At 42.5% G+C, this 17,825-nt stretch carries 14 protein-coding genes, 1 tRNA gene and 1 riboswitch; of the genes, 11 read left to right on the top strand and 4 right to left on the bottom strand.

Annotated elements, in window-relative coordinates; genetic code table 11:
- The first annotated feature begins 95 nt into the window (after window positions 1-95).
- Window positions 96-3,179 (top strand): type I restriction endonuclease, encoded by a 3,084-nt coding sequence (locus HWQ41_RS27210; protein ID WP_292770088.1) that lies wholly within the window; start codon window positions 96-98, stop codon window positions 3,177-3,179.
- A gap of 241 nt (window positions 3,180-3,420) precedes the next feature.
- On the opposite strand, the gene HWQ41_RS27215 is transcribed toward HWQ41_RS27210, so the two are convergent.
- Window positions 3,421-3,494 (bottom strand) — tRNA-Val (locus HWQ41_RS27215).
- Window positions 3,495-3,649: 155 nt separating this feature from the next.
- Window positions 3,650-3,814, top strand: a riboswitch (cobalamin riboswitch).
- 21 nt (window positions 3,815-3,835) lie between these two features.
- Between HWQ41_RS27215 and HWQ41_RS27220 the strand changes: the two genes are divergently transcribed.
- From HWQ41_RS27220 to HWQ41_RS27255, 8 genes are all read left to right on the top strand, one after another.
- A complete protein-coding gene (locus tag HWQ41_RS27220) occupies window positions 3,836-4,255 on the top strand; it encodes a DUF1636 domain-containing protein (protein ID WP_292770114.1) in 420 nt (139 codons plus the stop codon).
- Window positions 4,252-4,992 (top strand): cobalt-precorrin-6A reductase, encoded by a 741-nt coding sequence (locus tag HWQ41_RS27225; RefSeq protein WP_292770090.1) that lies wholly within the window; start codon window positions 4,252-4,254, stop codon window positions 4,990-4,992. The genes HWQ41_RS27220 and HWQ41_RS27225 overlap by 4 nt, the downstream gene beginning before the upstream one ends.
- 341 nt (window positions 4,993-5,333) lie before the next feature.
- Complete coding sequence (locus tag HWQ41_RS27230) at window positions 5,334-6,059, top strand: PEP-CTERM sorting domain-containing protein (protein WP_292770092.1); 726 nt, start codon at window positions 5,334-5,336, stop codon at window positions 6,057-6,059.
- A 363-nt stretch (window positions 6,060-6,422) separates the two neighbouring features.
- On the top strand, window positions 6,423-7,292 hold the full coding sequence (locus tag HWQ41_RS27235; RefSeq protein ID WP_292770094.1) for an inositol monophosphatase family protein: 870 nt from the start codon (window positions 6,423-6,425) through the stop codon (window positions 7,290-7,292).
- Window positions 7,293-7,336: 44 nt separating this feature from the next.
- Window positions 7,337-8,320: a 2-dehydropantoate 2-reductase gene (locus HWQ41_RS27240; RefSeq protein WP_292770096.1), complete on the top strand. Its 984-nt coding sequence runs from the start codon at window positions 7,337-7,339 to the stop codon at window positions 8,318-8,320.
- Window positions 8,321-8,415: 95 nt separating this feature from the next.
- Complete coding sequence (locus tag HWQ41_RS27245) at window positions 8,416-9,711, top strand: Fic family protein (protein ID WP_292770098.1); 1,296 nt, start codon at window positions 8,416-8,418, stop codon at window positions 9,709-9,711.
- A gap of 37 nt (window positions 9,712-9,748) precedes the next feature.
- A complete protein-coding gene (locus tag HWQ41_RS27250) occupies window positions 9,749-11,254 on the top strand; it encodes an ABC transporter permease subunit (protein ID WP_292770100.1) in 1,506 nt (501 codons plus the stop codon).
- Entirely contained in the window at window positions 11,247-11,981 is a 735-nt protein-coding gene (locus tag HWQ41_RS27255) for an amino acid ABC transporter ATP-binding protein (RefSeq protein ID WP_292770102.1), read from the top strand. The genes HWQ41_RS27250 and HWQ41_RS27255 overlap by 8 nt, the downstream gene beginning before the upstream one ends.
- Window positions 11,982-11,999: 18 nt before the next feature.
- On the opposite strand, the gene HWQ41_RS27260 is transcribed toward HWQ41_RS27255, so the two are convergent.
- Window positions 12,000-13,553 carry a cytochrome P450 gene (locus HWQ41_RS27260; protein WP_292770104.1) on the bottom strand — a complete coding sequence of 518 codons (1,554 nt, stop codon included), beginning with the start codon at window positions 13,551-13,553 and terminating at the stop codon, window positions 12,000-12,002.
- A 171-nt stretch (window positions 13,554-13,724) separates the two neighbouring features.
- Here HWQ41_RS27260 and HWQ41_RS27265 point away from each other — a divergent pair, with 171 nt between their 5' ends.
- Window positions 13,725-14,303, top strand: a complete 579-nt coding sequence (locus tag HWQ41_RS27265) for an NAD(P)H-dependent oxidoreductase (protein ID WP_292770106.1) — start codon at window positions 13,725-13,727, stop codon at window positions 14,301-14,303.
- Window positions 14,304-14,308: 5 nt separating this feature from the next.
- Here HWQ41_RS27265 and HWQ41_RS27270 read toward each other — a convergent pair whose 3' ends face one another.
- On the bottom strand, window positions 14,309-14,680 hold the full coding sequence (locus HWQ41_RS27270) for a sulfite exporter TauE/SafE family protein (protein WP_292770108.1): 372 nt from the start codon (window positions 14,678-14,680) through the stop codon (window positions 14,309-14,311).
- Between the two features lie 24 nt (window positions 14,681-14,704).
- The gene (locus HWQ41_RS27275) at window positions 14,705-15,670 is read right to left on the bottom strand and encodes an acetamidase/formamidase family protein (protein ID WP_292770110.1); all 966 of its coding nucleotides are present in this window, start codon (window positions 15,668-15,670) and stop codon (window positions 14,705-14,707) included.
- Window positions 15,671-16,430: 760 nt separating this feature from the next.
- Here HWQ41_RS27275 and HWQ41_RS27280 point away from each other — a divergent pair.
- Window positions 16,431-17,663 carry a DUF4336 domain-containing protein gene (locus tag HWQ41_RS27280; protein WP_292770112.1) on the top strand — a complete coding sequence of 411 codons (1,233 nt, stop codon included), beginning with the start codon at window positions 16,431-16,433 and terminating at the stop codon, window positions 17,661-17,663.
- The last annotated feature ends 162 nt before the right edge of the window (window positions 17,664-17,825 follow it).

Raw genomic sequence — 17,825 nt, forward strand, 5'->3', positions numbered from 1 at the left:
TCAAAGCCTCTCTCCGCTTGTCTGACGACAGGCTGACGCCAACGGGGAGAGGTTTGGAGAGGGGTTCCAAGAATAAGTCGCACATGGCGTGATTTATGCAAGAGGTCTACGATAAAAACCAAACCCAACAAGAGGCGCAAATGAACATAGCCCGATACGGTGAAACTGCATTTGAGAGCGTAATTGAAAATCACCTTCTCACTCACGGCTATGTCAACGTTATAGACAAATTCGATCGCACTCGCGCTGTTTTTCCCAAAATAGCGATCGCATTTATCCAGCAAACTCAACCCAAAGAATGGAAAAAATTAGAAGCACTGCACAAAGAAAAAACCAGTGAGCAAGTGCTAACAGACCTCTGTAAATGGCTGGACACTTACGGCTCACTACACACTCTGCGTCATGGCTTCAAATGCTATGGTCGAACTCTGCGTATAGCCTACTTCAAAGCTGCCCACGGATTAAACTCAGACTTAGAAACCCGCTATGCTGCCAACTGCGTTAGTATCACCCGACAATTACAATACAGTGAGCGAGAAAAAAAGCGATGCCTGCGGCGAGCTTCGCTAACGCTTGACATCACTCTTAGTCTAAATGGTATCCCACTTGTCACCTTAGAGCTAAAGAATCCGCTCACAGGGCAAACAGTGGAAAATGCCAAACAGCAATACTGTCAAGACCGTGACTCTAGGGAAACTATCTTCGAGTTTAAACGCCGTACCTTAGTACATTTTGCCGTAGATACCGAAGAAGTATGGATGACAACACGCCTAGCCGGAGACGCTACTCACTTTTTGCCCTTTAACAAAGGATACGATGGCGGCGCAGGTAATCCACCAGACTCCCAGAGACGTAATTACCGGACTGCTTACCTCTGGGAAGAAGTCTTACAACGCGACAGTCTACTTGATCTGTTGTGTCGATTTCTGCATCTCCAAACAGAAGAAAAGCGAGACAATGATGGTCGCAGGTTTAAAAAAGAAACGATGATATTTCCCCGCTATCATCAACTTCAAGCTGTGCGTTTACTGGTAGATGCGGCAAGGAGTGAAGGTGTAGGACACAACTATCTCATTGAACATTCAGCAGGTAGCGGTAAAAGTAACACCATTGGTTGGCTGACTCATCGCCTTGCCTCCTTATATAATGACCAAAACCGTCGCGTTTTTGATAGTGTAATTGTAATTAGCGATCGCCGCGTACTTGACCAGCAGTTACAAGACGCAATTTATCAATTTGAGCATCGTCAGGGCGTTGTCGAGAAAATCGACGATAATTCCCGACAGTTGGCGCAAGCGTTGGAAAGTGCTGTTCCCATCATCATCACCACCCTGCAAAAATTTCCCTTTGTGACTCGCCAGTTAATCAAACTAGCAGAAGAACGTAACGAGCAAAGTAGTGGTATTCTACCTACCCGTCGCTATGCCGCGATCGTTGATGAAGCACACAGTTCACAATCAGGCGAAACAGTCACCGAATTAAAAGGTGTACTTGGCGGCGAGGAGTTGCAAGCCCAAGCACGTAACCGCGCTCAGGAAGAAGGACTAGAAAATCTAGAAGAACTTTTTCTTAGTTTAGTCAAACGTTCTCATCAGTCCAACCTGAGTTTCTTTGCATTTACCGCCACACCAAAACATGAAACTCTGAAATTCTTTGGTCATCGAGGAGAGCCTTTCCATCGCTACACTATGCGTCAAGCAATAGAAGAAGGCTTTATCATTGATGTCCTGCGTAACTACACAACCTATAAAGTCTACTTCAACCTGATCAAAGCCGGTAAAAACGACCCCAACGTAGAACGCAAAAACGCTGCCCGCTCCCTGGCTCGGTTCATGCGCCTACACCCGCATAATATTGCCCAGAAAACAGAAGTAATGCTGGAACACTTCAACACCTTTACCCGGCACAAAATCGGTGGTCAAGCCAAAGCAATGGTAGTAACTAGCTCCCGCCTAGATGCAGTGCGCTACAAACAGAGTTTCGACAAATACATCCAGGAAAAAGGGTATCCTATCAAAACGTTGGTAGCCTTTTCAGGTGTAGTCACAGACGACAAGATTCAAGATAAAACTTACAGTGAACAGGAGATGAATAACGGTATTCGGGAGAAAGAATTGCCAGAAAGATTTGCTACCAGTGAGTATCAGGTTTTACTTGTAGCTGAAAAATATCAAACAGGCTTTGACCAACCCTTGCTACACACCATGTATATTGACAGGCGATTGGCGGGTATTCAAGCAGTACAGACCCTTTCTCGCCTCAACCGCATTCACCCACTCAAAGAAGATACATTTGTCTTAGACTTTATTAACGATCGCGAAGAAATTCGCCAAGCATTTCAGCAGTTTTACGAAGGTGCAGAGTTAGGAGCAGAAGCAGACCCTCAACAACTTTACCAACTCCAGAGCGAACTAGGCGCTTTAGGGATCTATTTAAATGAGGAAGTTGAACGCTTTTGTGAAATTTACTTTAAACCGAAACAGCGTCAGAGCATATCTGACCATCAAGGGATGAATGCAGCACTTGACCCAGCCGTTGACCGCTTTTGCGTTTTGGATCACGATCAACCAGAAGCAGCTAAAATTTGGCGTAAAAAGCTGACAGCCTTTCGTAACCTTTACGCTTTTTTGAGCCAGATAATTCCCTACCAAGACTCTGATTTAGAACGCCTCTACATTTTTTTGCGTCACCTATCATCGAAACTGCCACGCCGCCCGAATGAAGTACAGTACGATTTTGATAGCGAAATCCAGCTAGAGTATTACCGTCTCCAGAAAATTAGTGAAGGCTCAATAGAGTTAAGCAAAGGTAATGCCCGTCCCCTAGATGGCCCAAAGGATGTCGGCACAGGCATTGTCCGTGGAGATACAGTCAAACTATCACAGCTAATCGACATTATCAACAATCGTTTTGGTACTGATTTTAATCAAGCCGATCAATTGTTTTTTGATCAACTTGTGGAGACTGCTGCCAATTACGAAGAATTACAACAAGCAGCACAGGTAAACTCTGCTGACAAATTCGCCTTGCTTTTCAATCAAATGTTAGATTCTCTGTTTGTTGAGCGAGTAGAGCAAAACGAGGCAATTTTTGCACGTTACATGAATGACCGTGATTTTCAGAAGATGGTGTCAGATTGGCTAGTTTCAGAAGTATATCAGCGTCTCACTAGCAACTAAAAGTTTCCGTATGCATGATCATATAGCGATCGCAGACAACACAGATTGTAAAAGTTTTTTAGCTTAAGTTAAAATTGAGTCTATAATCTTCTATTTTGCTGGCATGATCGTATCTTGCCAGAGTGAATAGTTGACTAGCCTCAAATGTTGCGACATTAATTTGTCAACGGTTATCTAGAAGAAGTTACGACACTAATTTGTGAACGACGACATTCAATTTGTGAATGTACATAAGCTAAAATGGACGTAACTGGATTCGAACCAGTGACCTCTACGATGTCAACGTAGCGCTCTAACCAACTGAGCTATACGTCCTTAACCACACAATTATCAATAATAGCATATACTTCTGTGATCAGGCAAGATAAAGACCCAAATCAGGCGAACTCTATAATTTGACATCTTGCACCTGTGGCAAAAACCCGGTTTCTAGCATTGGTAATATCCTTTTCTTGGATGACCCTCGTGTATGATCGATAAGGTTATTCGGTTCTGGTGGGAGTCAGCTACCAGAGGTAACGGGGAAAGTTCGGTGCAAATCCGGCGCTTGGGAGCAACTGTGAACCAATTTGAGATGTAATCGAAAATCCTAAATTGAGTGAGTCAGGATGCCCGCCGAAATAGATTTATCAGTTCCACATATCTGCGAGGTACAGATGACTACTACTGTAAATATTTCCCCAACGAGTCCCTTAAGTAGTGCTGACCATACTTTATTTGTTTGCAAAACTTGCGCTAGCGTTTGGCAAGATGGAAAACGCTTAGGTGAAAGTGGTGGTCAAAAACTTCTACACCAACTTCAGCAGCTTGCACAAGATTGGGACTTACGAGATGAATTCCCAATTCAGGAAGTTGAATGTATGAGTGCTTGCAATCGTTCCTGCGTAGTTGCCTTTGCTGCCAAAGGCAAATTAACATATTTATTTGGTGATTTAGCCGTTGATGGTAGTGCATCTGCGGTACTGGAATGTGCTAGTCAATACTATGTCAAAGCAGATGGTTTACTACCTTGGTCAGAGCGTCCAGAAACCCTGAAGAAGGGCATTTTGGCAAAGATTCCACCTTTATCTCAATGATCCGCGTTTTGATTCTGGGTGGGACGGGAGATGCCGCAGAACTAGCTGCCAGAGTGGCGACTATCCAAGGGTTAGAAGCAATCACGTCTCTAGCCGGTCGCACCCGTAAACCATCAGTTCCGTTGGGCGATTTACGGGTTGGAGGCTTCGGTGGTGTGGCTGGATTGGCTAGCTATCTGCGAGTAATGCAAATCGACTTATTAATTGATGCAACCCATCCTTTTGCTACTCAGATTTCCTTCAATGCGGCAGATGCTGCAACCGAAGTCGGAGTACCCCGTCTGATGTTAATTCGTCCGCCTTGGGAAAAAGTAAGTGGCGATCGCTGGATTGAAGTTAACAGCGTTGAAGCCGCAGCAGCATCTGTAGCAAACCAGGCACAGCAGGTATTTTTGACAGTTGGGAGGCAAGAAATCGCCGCTTTTGCTCACCTAGAGAAAATTTGGTTTCTGATGCGGATGATTGACCCTCCTACCGATGATGCTTTAGTGCCGCCGGGAATAATATTGTGCGATCGCGGGCCCTTTACCCTCAATAATGAAAGACAAATCCTGATTCATCACAACATTGATACTATCGTCAGTAAAAATAGCGGTGGCGATGCCACAAAGCCCAAGATTATTGCCGCGCGAGAACTGGGCGTGAAGATTGTGATGGTAAATCGTCCAGCTATACCACCAGGGGATCAGGTTAGTAATGTTGATGCTGCTTTGGCATGGCTATTTGACCGCTGCTAATACGTTATTGTTGAATTCTCCTTGGGGACTGACAAATAAAAAAACATCCCAAATTTTCTAGTGGGATGGGTGTCCGCACTACGTGCCGCTACGCGAACACCCGTCCTATATTCAGGGCGGGCTTTCCTGCCCACCCCACAAGATGGTTAACAATTCAAAATTCAAAATTCAAAATTCAAAATTAAAGACATTTTCAGACGGGGATTTAAACCCCGACTGAAACTGATGCTACCTATAGACGTAGGGGTCTTAAACCCTTTAATTTACGATAATTTATTTCTTGTCAGTCCCTTGCCCAAATAATACTACTTGTCCCAATTTCACTCTAGACAATTTAGATTATGCGAATTGTACCTGTGCCGTTGCAGGTAGCACAAAAAATGTTTAAATTACTCATAACACCATTTCCGTATAATACACGAGAACCCTCTACAAGATCCGCGATCGCACTAACGACCTTCATGAAAAATCTAGCTGTACTATCTGCCATAGTCCTCGCCACCACTTCTGGATTAGTTTTCGGGACAATGCCAGCCGCCTCTGCTTTAAGTTGGAACTGGAATTATTCTGGTACTGGCATAGCGGCGAGTGGTACTTTTACCACTAATGACACCCCTAACGATTTGGGTTTTTACCTAATTTCTGGAATTACTGGTACACGAAATGGTGAAACAATTACTGGACTGCAAGCCGCCGGGACTCCAACACCGGGAAACGAACCTTTTGATGTTGATAATTTAATTAGTCTTAATACTCAGCAGTTAACGGGTGATGGTTTTGGGTATTCCACTTCGGGCGGAAGTTATTCTAGTCCATTTTTCGCTAGTTTTTTGCCAACACCAGGTTATTTAGAGGTTTTTTCTGCGCCGCCAATCATACCAGGTTCTGAAAATTTGGGATTGGAAGATAGTGAGTTACCCATAAGTTTTTCTGCAACCATAATCAGGGTTCCTGAACCCACTTCTATCCTTAGCTTACTCGTCCTCGGCACTCTCGCCGCACCTTCAGTACTCAAACGTAACAAGCTATCCAAATTCACTCACAAGAAGGTCGAAAAAGTTTCCTAAAACCATCAATCAAAACTGACAATTACTCCTTCATTCACTCTCTTGAAGAGGTTAATTGTTGTCAGAAAATCCAGTTAACCACAGCCATTTAGGACTTATGCAAAACTACACGCGGTAGGGGCAATTCATGAATTGCCCCTACCTGAAAATCCTTTTTTCGACTATTGTTTGTGTAAGTCCTGCCATTGTCTGATTTCGTCTATAGTACTTCTCAATTGTATAGAATACAGACCATTCGTAGGGGCACAGCAATGCTGTGCACACGTTGATCTAATTGCATCCAAATGATACCGTAATTTTGTATAGATATAGAATTATTTCGCCGTGCCAACGGTAGATTATTTCTAAAAGGAGTTTGCTGCAATGTCCACAACACCAACTACTCGATTAATTTTAGAAACTTTACTCCCCCATCTCAAAGTAGCAGCAGCCTATGCCCGTTTTCTTCAACCAAAAATTGCTGCACTTCCCGCCAAAGAACAAGGAAAAAACTTTTTTGCCGCCGCCCTTACTGATGCGGATGTGGCTATTCAAAATCTGGTAGAAGTAGTATTACTGGGCACTTTCCCAGAGATTCGCTTTTATGGTGAAGAGTATGAAAGTTCTAATAACACCAAGTATTTTCGCGCTACCGAACTCGGTTCAGAAGGTGATTATTTAGTCACACTCGACCCCATCGATGGCACGAAGTTTTACATGGATGGACATTCTAATTACCAAATTATTCTCAGTATTCTAAATTCGGATGACTTTGAAGCAGTACTCGCCATTTCCCCTGCCCAAAACATTTATTTTTACGCCCTTCGAGGTGAAGGTGCTTTTAAAGGGATGCTGGAGATGAACTTAGAAGCCTGTGCCCCGTTACATATAACATCTGCCAAACCTGCTATTTTGTTGGGATGGGGAATGAATTCGATCGCACATTTACTAAAAGATCGATATCAAGTCATCGATATAGCGACTGATTACTCTAGTGATATTCAAATTCCCAATCTCAATGGTATTCTCAGTGGCGACTTGAGTGGAGCAGTCATCAAATCGGGCAAATTTATTGATGGTGCTGCACTCGCTTTTATTGCGAAAGAGGCTGGCTGGATTGTGACTACTCTGGACGGTTCGACTTTACCGCCACTGCATACTTGTAAAAACTATAGCTTGCCTGGATTGATAGTAGCTGTTTCAAAATCTGTTCATCAACACCTGCTGTCAGCGATGCAAAGCCTACCTGTTTGAGGGTAAATAACTAATTAATTATTTGCTAACTATCCCTAAACAAAATGAAAATCTGTATTGTTGGCGCGGGTGCTATCGGTGGGTATTTAGGGGCAAAATTGGCACTGGTAGGTGAAGCAGTGACGCTGATTGCGCGTGGTTCTCATTTGGAAGCAATTCAAAGAAATGGGCTGAAGTTGCTGATGGCAGACGGTTCTAGCCAAATTGCTACTCCATTTTTGGCAACTAGCGATATTCAGTCAGCAGGGCCACAAGATGTAGTAATTTTAACTGTCAAGGCTCACAGTGTACCTGCGATCGCACCCTCTCTTCCTGCACTCTACGATGCTCATACTATGGTGGTGACAGCCCAAAATGGCGTTCCTTGGTGGTACTTTCGTCAGCATGGCGGTGAGTATGAAGGTACACGGATTCAATCTGTTGACCCAGATGGGATTATTGAAGCTAATATCACAGCCGACCGCGCCATCGGTTGTATTGTTTACCCGGCAACTGAGATAATTGAACCAGGTGTAATTAAACATATTGAAGGCGATCGCTTTACTCTCGGTGAAATCGACGGCACTAAAACAGAACGCATCCAATTATTAGCACAGACTTTAAAACAGGCAGGATTCAAAGCACCAATCCGCAATCAAATTCGCACGGAAATTTGGATCAAGTTGTGGGGGAATGTGGCGTTTAATCCCATCAGTGCGCTGACTGGTGCTACTCTAGAAGGTATTTGTCGCTATCCCCTGACTCGTGAATTAGCGCGGCAAATGATGACTGAAACTCAGGCGATCGCGGAAAACTTGGGTATAAAGTTTGGCATCACTTTGGAACAGCGAATTAATGGGGCAGAAAATGTTGGTGCCCACAAAACCTCAATGCTACAAGATATTGAAGCTGGGCGTTCCACGGAGATAGACGCGATCGTTGGCGCGGTGGCAGAATTGGGAAAACTCACTCAAATTCCCACACCTTATATTGATGCTATTTATGCCAGTGTTAAGCTGCTGGAGGCGACTAAATTAAATAATTCATAATTCATAATTCATAATTAAGTTTTGTGTAAGCTACGGGCTTTCTCGTGTCTGCGTACTCTGTAAGAGTTGCAACAGGCAACTAAGGTAAAAGGAACATGCAGTTTACTTGCTGTTTGTTTAAAAATCTTAAATTTAAGATTATATCATATATAAACACAAAAAAATTCTTATTGCTGATACTAAGGGAATTTGATAACATGGATGAAAAATTTTCTCTTGTGAATGAAATCAATAATATGATTGATACCGATAGAGCAGGTAGATACATAGAACAGCTGACTGGATACAAAGCTTTTATACCTAATCCTTTACCGCCTATACCCAAATTACGTATTGATGATGAAATGTTAGAACTTTTATCACAAGCAGATAGAGCGTTAGGTCGTTTAGATGGATCAACAGACGCTTTACCTAATCCCGACTTATTCGTGTTTATGTATGTTCGTAAAGAGGCAGTGTTGTCAAGTCAGATAGAAGGAACACAAGCTTCTTTGATAGATGTCCTTGAGTTTGAATCCCGTACAGTGGAACCAGACAACCCGCAAGATGTAACCGAAGTTGTCAACTATATTGCAGCAATTAATCACGGACTCGAAAGATTAGAGAATAATTTTCCTTTATCATTGCGATTGATCCGTGAAATTCATAAAGAATTATTGAGAGAAGGTCGAGGTTCTGAAAAAGGTTCAGGAGAATTTCGCCGCAGCCAAAATTGGATTGGTAAGGGAAGATGTAATTTAAAGGAAGCTACTTATGTTCCACCTCCACCCCATGATATGCAAGAAGCTTTAAGTAATTTTGAGAAGTTTTTACATGACTCTGCTCCAATGCCAGCTTTAATTAAAATTGGATTAGCTCATGCTCAATTTGAGACAATTCACCCTTTTGAAGACGGCAATGGAAGAACAGGACGCTTACTAATTACTCTCTTATTATGTGAAAAAAATATATTAAAACGTCCTCTACTGTATATATCTTATTACTTCAAAAAATACCGATTGCAATATTACGATCATCTCCAATCTATCAGGGATAATGGGGACTGGGAAAGCTGGCTTAAGTTTTTTCTAAAAGGTGTATATGAAGTTTCCCAGGAAGCATCTACTGTTGCTCGTCAAATAGTTAATTTAAAAGAAGATCATCGTAAAATAGTAATGGAACGAATGGGAAATCGTAAGGCAGGGAATGCTATAGCATTACTCGAAAAACTCTATTATAAGCCAGTTTTTAATATAGAAATGGCTCAAGAATTTACCCAATTATCATACACTAACGCTAACATTCTAGTCAGAGAATTATGTAATATAGGAATCGTGGAAGAAGTTACTGGAAATAAACGTAACCGAGCTTTTATTTATGAACCATACCTATCTATTTTTAAGGAGTCTTAATTCTTTGGCTAGCTGAAGTTATATAATTATCACGTCCATGAAGAAAAAGAAAGTATGGCTATTAACGATACTGGTTGTAGTAGTAATCAACATGATCATCGGACATAGCAATTATCTAAAAGCTGCTTCATCTTTAGGTAAAGACACGCTGACGATGATTACTTCCCCAGATTATCCTCCTTATGAGTTTTATAATACTAAAGGAGGCGATGTCTACGACGGGCTACGCCTACGCCAAATCGTTGGCTTTGATATAGATATTGCCAAGACCCTTGCTCAAAAACTAGGGTTTAAACTTCAGATCATGGAATCCGATTTTAATGGATTAATTCCTGCACTCCAAGCAAATCGGGCTGACTTTGTAATGGCTGGGATGACTCCAACTCCAGAACGTCAGAAAAATATTGATTTTTCAATTATTTATTACGAAGCTAAAGATACGATTGTCGCTCCTAAAGGTAGCAACCTGAAGCAGCCCCAAGATTTATCAGGAAAAAAGGTTGGGGTACAGCTAGGAACGATACAGGAACAAAATGCTCAGAAAATTGCTAAAAAAGTTGCGGGTATTCAGCTAAAGCAACTCAACAAAGTGCCGGAAGTAGTTCAGGAAATCAAATCTGGGCGAATTGATGCAGCAATTGTTGAGGATACCGTCGCTAAGGGATTCGCCCAAGCTAACCCAGATTTAGAGTTTAATATTATTCCCTCAGAGGAGGCAAGTGGATCTGCGATCGCTTTTCCCAAAGGTTCTTCTTTAGCAGAACCGTTTAACAAAGTTCTTCAACAAATGAAGGACAATGGCACATTAGCTAAACTAGTAGCCAAGTGGTTTTCACAGAACACTACCGCCAATCCTGTATCCTCAACTCCTACCAAAGGCGGATTGAATCTCGACTTTACCAGGATTATTCCAGACATTCCCTTTATTCTTCGGGGAATCCCTTTAACTTTATTGTTTACGCTATTATCTGTATCCTTGGGGTTAATCTGGGGAACAATACTGTCTCTATTAAAAATTCTCGGCATCAAGCCGCTTACCTGGGTTGCTAACGCCTACACCTCTGTTTTTCGAGGCACACCTTTATTATTACAGTTGGCGTTGGTTTACTACGCAACACCGCAGCTTACAGGCTATGACATTTCCGCATTGGAGGCAGGGGTGCTAACTTTTACTCTGAATTCTGGCGCTTATATGTCGGAAACTATCAGGGGTGGAATTCAGGCGGTGGATAAAGGACAAAGTGAAGCGGCGATGTCTATGGGTGTTCCCTATTGGTTGATGATGTGGGATGTAATTTTTCCCCAAGCATTGAAGAACATTCTCCCCGCATTGGTAAATGAAACTATCGGATTGCTCAAAGATTCCGCACTGGTTTCAACCATTGGGGTAGTGGAAATATTACGCAGCGCCCAAATCGTTGGGGCAAATAAGTATATTTATTTTGAACCACTGCTATTTGCAGGGTTAATCTACTATGTTTTAGTAATGGGAATGACTTTGGGTGCATCCGCTTTAGAAAGGAGGTTACGGCAAAGTGAGTAATGTAGTAATTCGCACGGAATTCTTATGTAAATCCTTTGGCAAACTCGACGTACTCAAAGATATTTCCACTGAGTTTTATCAGGGCGAAGTGGTTGCCATATTAGGCCCTTCTGGTTCAGGTAAATCTACCTTTCTGCGATGCCTAAACTTGCTAGAACAACCCACCAAAGGAAGAATCTACTTTCACGACCAAGAAATCACTAATCCCAAGGTAAATATTGCGAAGGTGCGCCAACATTTGGTGATGGTATTTCAACATTTTAATTTGTTTCCCCACATGAATGTGCTGCAAAATGTCACCTACGCACCCATAAAGGTGAAAGGAATAAACAAGCAAAAAGCAGAAGAACAAGGCTTAGAATTGCTTGCTAAGGTAGGTTTAGAGCCAAAAGCGTCTGTCTATCCATCCAAATTATCTGGGGGACAGAAACAGCGAGTAGCGATCGCTCGTGCATTAGCAATGGAACCAGAGATGATTTTGTTTGATGAACCCACTTCTGCCCTAGATCCCGAAATGGTTAAAGATGTGCTGGAAGTGATCAAAGCTTTAGCGCTATCTGGAATCACAATGGCGATCGTTACGCATGAAATGGGCTTTGCAAGAGTTGTTGCTAATCGGATTATGTTCCTCGACCAGGGAAGTTTAGCAGAAGATACTACTCCTGGCGAATTTTTCCAAAATCCTCAGTGCGATCGCGCCAAGCAGTTCTTAGAAAAAATGCTTTAGAAATTGATTTAGTTATCCCTACTTTCTCAACCGAAAGCGCACCGGCATTCTATCCGGCGGATAAATCAAAAGGTTCTGCTGTAACTGTTCCAGAGATGATCGACCGTTGACCAACTCCCAGTCAAAGTAGTAAAGCAGTAGTGCCAGCATCATCGTTGCTTCCAGCATTGACAAATGCTCTCCCAAGCAACGATGAGAACCTGAGCCAAAGTCTATCATTGGAAGTACGCTACTTTCCTTATTCTTGTCTAACCAACGCTCTGGCAGAAATTCATCGGGATGAGAATAGACTTCTGGATCTCGTCCAGCAGCAAGCATTGACCAGAATATTTTCGTGCCACGAGGAATAACCGTACCCTCGATAACAGTGTCACGTTGAGCCTCCAATGAAGTCGAGCCAGAGGCGACTGAATAAAGGCGCAAAGTTTCCTTGATAATAGCGCGGATGTAATTCAATTCCTTAAGGCTTTCTGAATTAATACTGCCTTGACTTTCCCAAGCTTGGTCAACAACGGCCTGTGCTTGCTGAAAAACCCTTTGATTTAAAGTCAACTCTGCTATTGCAAAGGATAAAGTATGAGCCGTGGTATCAGTACCAGCTATTAAAAGTTCAATAACTTCTGCTATCAGTGTTTCCCGATTGTATTTTGGTTCTTTGGCAGCTATTTTCACCAACATTGATTCCTGGAACAAAGGACTTACCTGTGTTAAATCAGTATGATTTTGTTCTCTCATCTGTAAAGCTAAGTCTACACGGGGAGTAATAAACTCCTCTAAATATCGCCTTGCGGCCCAATAATCTTGTGAATTCTTAGTTGGCAGATATTTCATCCATATCTTCTCGCCAGTAGCTACCCGTAGGAACCGATAGCCTACAATAGACATCGCCTCGTACACTTTGAGAACATCAAGGGGTTGTCCTTCATGACTAGCAATGTTACTATCCACAGGAATACCCAGTACTAGACAGGAAATCACCCTCATTGTTAGCTCTACAAACAGAGGATCTACCTGAACTTCTTTTGGTGAGGCAGCTGACTGAATTTTCTCAATTACTTGTTCGCAAGCTTGGCTAATAATTTCCACATATTTGGAGAGACCGCTAGAACTGAATTCAGGGTTCCAAGCCTTGCGTCTGTACTGCCACTCACTTCCGTTTTGACCTAAAAGAATGGGCCCACTAATGTCGTTCCAAGCTTTGCTCGCTCGCTGTGACCTAATTAGGCTACCGTCTCTCATCCCATTAACAATGGTGTCTTCGATAACTTTTGGCTTAGTCAAAACGAGAACTGGATTGCCAGTCCAGTAAACATACATTGGGCCTAGCTGCTGGCTCCAATCAAACAATAATTGGAAGAATTTCTTCTCTTTCACTGCTGCTAATACTTGAGGAATATTTCCTAATAGCCAGTGTCTTTTAGGAGAGGGAAGGGACTGTAGAGATTTGTAAGTGTTCTTTTGTTTCCACCACCGCCAACCAAATATTCCCGCTGTGCTAGTAATGCCTAAGACTGTAACTAAATATGGAAATGAGTCAGAAAAAGCAATTTGAGCGGCAATCTCTTGGAACATGAATCCGCCTTTGTCCAACAAAACTTAGGTTATTCAGATACTACCGTATTGTTTCCAGATTCGTTCAGCGCGGTTCTCAGTTGAGTGGTTTCTAAAGAAAATCTAAAGGTAGCAAATAGCGATCGCCTGAAAACAGGATAATGCAGTTGAATTGATATTCAACCTCTAACTATGGCATCTACACCCAAAATCCTCGCCTTTGCTGGCAGCACCCGCATTGATTCTTACAACAAAAAATTGGTAAAAATCGCGGCGGCTGGTGCTAAGGCAGCTGGCGCAGAAGTGACTTATCTAGACCTCCGCGATTTGCCTTTACCTCTTTTTGATGAAGATTTGGAAGCTCAAGAAGGACTACCAGCCAACGCCCGCACTTTTAAGGACTTGATGATTTCTCATCAAGGATTGCTGATTGCTTCGCCGGAATATAACAGTTCGCTCACAGCAGTTTTGAAGAACGCCATTGACTGGGCATCCCGTCCATCTCCAAATGAAGCATCGTTGGCTGCTTTTGCAGGTAAGGTTGCTAGCATTATGAGCGCTTCACCTGGTGCTATTGGTGGTTTGCGGGGATTGGTTCACCTGCGGTCTATTTTGGGAAACATCAAAGTTTTGGTTCTTCCCGACCAAATAGCTGTACCCAAAGCTTACGAAGCTTTTAACGCCGATGGCACGTTAAAAGATCCTAAACAGCAAGAATCTATTGAAAAATTAGGCGATGGCTTAACAAAGATATTGCTGAAGCTTAATTAAACTCTTCAATTTGACAGTAAATAACGAATACCGATCATTAACACAAAGATGCCATACAGCTTTTTCATCAACTCGCTGCTAATAAAAGGCTGATTTGCAAACAATGCCCCAAAGAAGTTACCCACGATTAAACCAACTGCAATAATTAGGGCATATTTGATATTAAGATTACCGTTGCGCTGGTAAACTAAGGCTGCTAAAATGCCGATTGGCAAAATTTGAGCAGCCACAGAAGTTCCTGTAGCTAACTTCTGATCCAAACCAATTACTAATACCATTGCCGGAATCATAATTGCGCCGCCACCGATACCAAACATCCCACCAGCAACGCCAGAAACTAAACCGATTAACAACAGTTGGATCAAGATATTAGACATAAAAAATGGTCGCTAGATTGCAAATTATAAATTAATTTTCTGGGAAAAGATTGATTTTGGTAGCATTCCATGCACACCTTTATGGGGACTGTTCACAACTTGAGTAATATGAAAATTCACAGCTAAACTACACAATACATAAGCATCTTCTGACGACAATTTTCTGAAGCGTTCCAGAAAATCAATCATATTTTTTAAAGCCAGTTCTAAGGCTTCATCTAAGGTTTGAGCAAAGCCCATTGTGATGATATGAGTTGGAGTTTCGGCAATTGGTGTTGTCAGTTGTAAATCCTTGCGAAGTTTGAGGGTAATTCTACCGTTCATAGAAGTTTCAATGGCGGTGACATTTACTTCACCATCTCCTTGTGCAGAATGCCCATCACCAATAGAAAATAATCCACCTGGTACGAAAATTGGCAAAAATAAACGAGAACCAGCTTGTAATTCGCGATTGTCGATATTACCGCCGTAAGAACCTGGTGGAACAGAAGTTCGAGAGGTTTCTGGAGTAGCGACACCAAGAATCCCAAAAAACGGTTTGAGGGGAATTTTTATGCCAGCACCCGCGGGAAATTCCGCGATATTGTTTGCTAAATCTAGAGGAATGAATCTCAACGCAGGTAGAGGAAACTGATGTGGTAATGCTCCCCAACCTGTACGAATGGCATTGAAGCCGACGGGTAAACTAGGTGCGATCGCATCTAATTGTACTTCTAAAACATCCCCTGGTTCGGCATCGCGCACATAAATTGGCCCTGTGAGCAAATGCGGCCCTCCAGCAATTTTGCGTTCTGGTAGAAGATTTTGGCAGATGTCGAGAAATTCTGGTGTGAGAAACTCTCGTGGTGCTTTGTCATAAACGTAGTAACCAGTATAAGTTTCTACGTCAACTGTATCACCAGAGTCAATAGTGAGTGCTGGTTCTAGCAGATGGGAAAACCCACCTAAATGCACGGTTTCTTTTGAGGCTTTTAAAATGTAATGAGTCATCGCTGTTGTGTTTTTAGTTTAGTCCAAGAGAGAACGTGTTTTACTGCCATCGCCATTTAGCCTCTTATTCAAATTGTTCCCGTGTTTGTTGTCAGGCATCTGTAAGCAGGGCTATTTCATTCTCATCTAGTCTGCCTCAGAATGAATTCTGAGTCTAATAGCGAAAGTTGTCTAAAGACGACTAAGAAAAGGTTATAGGTTATAGTCCGTTTTAACGGAATTTAGCTATGAGCCGCTGAACTTCAGTTCTGGGCTGTTTCTGTCTGGAATGAAATAGCCCTGCATCTGTAAGTTGTCTCTGGGTAGTCGATTTTGATTTGCAATGACATAGGCAAAATTATTATTTTATAATGTAACTTTTCCCTGAGTATACATTGTTAAATAGTGAATGAGCATACTCTGGATCATGAAATGGCTGACATCAGCTAAAGTGTAGATATCTTCTTTTTAGTCTTTGATAAAATCAAATGCTAGATTTTTCATTGCTGGTTTTAGCAATCCATATTCTTCTAGTTCTGCTTTTTTAACCAGGATGGCTTCTAGAGCTTACGGTCGCTGCAACTCATTATAGGTGATGATTGTGACTGTTGCTTTACCTGACTGTTCAATAATAATAAGTTCTCCACTTTCTGCAACTTGGAGAATGATTTGTAGCTATAATTTAGCGAATTGGTATTATCTCAAGGATTTGCTAAACTCCAACTTCGTGGAGAGCAAATAAAAACAATTTGAGCATCGGGAATTTGGAGGGGGTTGCAGAGTGGCTGATGATGAACGCATAGTCAATACACAACAGATTCATCCAAGGGATTTTTCCTGGGGATTATGGCCTGTTTTGCCACTCTACCCTTATGGCAGGCGGCAGACAATTCGTAAAGAAGTACTTAAGGACACAATCTGGAATTTTGACCAGATTCAGGGCTTTTTCTACGTTGTTGTACCAATTCGCATGACTGTTGTTAAGCTCGAAGCCGGGGGTCTTATCGTCTATGCGCCTGTTGCACCAACCCCAGAGTGCATCCGGCTTGTGAATGAGTTGGTGGCAGAACACGGTAACGTTAAGTACATCATTTTGCCTACTATCTCTGGTATAGAACACAAAGTCTTCGTCGGCCCCTTCGCCAGATACTTTCCGACTGCACAGGTGTTTGTGGCTCCCCATCAGTGGAGTTTCCCGCTAAATCTCCCCCTTAGCTGGCTTGGCTTACCTCCAAAACGAACTCAGGTACTCCCAGATGATAGTAGCAAAACACCCTTTGCTGACGAGTTTGATTATGCAATGCTGGGCCCGATTGAGCTTGGCCCTGGTCGATTTGCGGAAGTTGCTTTTTTTCACAAGCGATCGCATACTCTTTTAATAACAGATTCTGTGCTTTCGATCCCAGAAGATCCACCTGCGATCGTTCTATTAGATCCGTATCCCTTACTATTCCATGCCAAGGATTATGCTTCTGATATTGTTGCAGACATTCAGATAAATCGCCGTAAGGGTTGGCAACGCATCTGTCTGTTTGCTTTGTACTTTCAACCAAGGGCACTAGATATACGCCAATGGAATCAGGTATTGCAAGATGCCCTGAAAGCCCCAGAACGCTCAAGGAAAGCTCATTTTGGATTGTATCCCTTTAAATGGCAGTCAGATTGGCAGCGATCGTTTGATGCTCTGCGAGGTGATGGGCGTTTGTTTGTCGCACCAATTTTACAGACATTGATTCTCAACCGCGCACCGCAAGAAACCATTGACTGGGCTGATAAAGTTGCAAGTTGGGACTTCGAGTGGATTATTCCCTGCCACTTTGATTCACCGATTCAAGCCAAGCCGCATCAGTTTCGCCAAGCTTTCTCTTTTTTGTCAAAGCAGCCTGCTGTCAGTGGGGGTTTGTTCAGCAGTAACAGCTATCCTTTACCAGAGGAGGATTTTAAAGCACTTAGGGAAATTGATGCAGGTTTAAATAAGTTTGGCATTGTGCCAGCAGCAAAAGAGAAGGTGTAGGAGAATTTTTGGTAACTGCATTTGATATCATGTCCGCTTGATTACTTACTAAACCCCAAGAACCCCACCCCGCCAAAGCTACGCTTTATCTCCCCTCCCGAAGAGCGGCTATCCATTACCCGGATCTTTCTCAACAAAACTACAACTTACTTAAAATAAGCC

Origin of the sequence: Nostoc sp. NOS(2021), assembly GCF_017115025.1 — a bacterium.
In the GTDB taxonomy this organism is placed as follows: Bacteria; Cyanobacteriota; Cyanobacteriia; order Cyanobacteriales; family Nostocaceae; genus Nostoc.

Coding starts and splice junctions, on each gene's coding strand:
- HWQ41_RS27230 (WP_292770092.1), top strand. CDS start 5,334: ATGCGAATTGTACCTGTGCCGTTGCAGGTAGCACAAAAAATGTTTAAA.
- HWQ41_RS27275 (WP_292770110.1), bottom strand. CDS start 15,670: ATGACTCATTACATTTTAAAAGCCTCAAAAGAAACCGTGCATTTAGGT.
- HWQ41_RS27270 (WP_292770108.1), bottom strand. CDS start 14,680: ATGTCTAATATCTTGATCCAACTGTTGTTAATCGGTTTAGTTTCTGGC.
- HWQ41_RS27250 (WP_292770100.1), top strand. CDS start 9,749: ATGAAGAAAAAGAAAGTATGGCTATTAACGATACTGGTTGTAGTAGTA.
- HWQ41_RS27235 (WP_292770094.1), top strand. CDS start 6,423: ATGTCCACAACACCAACTACTCGATTAATTTTAGAAACTTTACTCCCC.
- HWQ41_RS27220 (WP_292770114.1), top strand. CDS start 3,836: ATGACTACTACTGTAAATATTTCCCCAACGAGTCCCTTAAGTAGTGCT.
- HWQ41_RS27210 (WP_292770088.1), top strand. CDS start 96: ATGCAAGAGGTCTACGATAAAAACCAAACCCAACAAGAGGCGCAAATG.
- HWQ41_RS27265 (WP_292770106.1), top strand. CDS start 13,725: ATGGCATCTACACCCAAAATCCTCGCCTTTGCTGGCAGCACCCGCATT.
- HWQ41_RS27225 (WP_292770090.1), top strand. CDS start 4,252: ATGATCCGCGTTTTGATTCTGGGTGGGACGGGAGATGCCGCAGAACTA.
- HWQ41_RS27240 (WP_292770096.1), top strand. CDS start 7,337: ATGAAAATCTGTATTGTTGGCGCGGGTGCTATCGGTGGGTATTTAGGG.
- HWQ41_RS27245 (WP_292770098.1), top strand. CDS start 8,416: ATGCAGTTTACTTGCTGTTTGTTTAAAAATCTTAAATTTAAGATTATA.
- HWQ41_RS27260 (WP_292770104.1), bottom strand. CDS start 13,553: ATGTTCCAAGAGATTGCCGCTCAAATTGCTTTTTCTGACTCATTTCCA.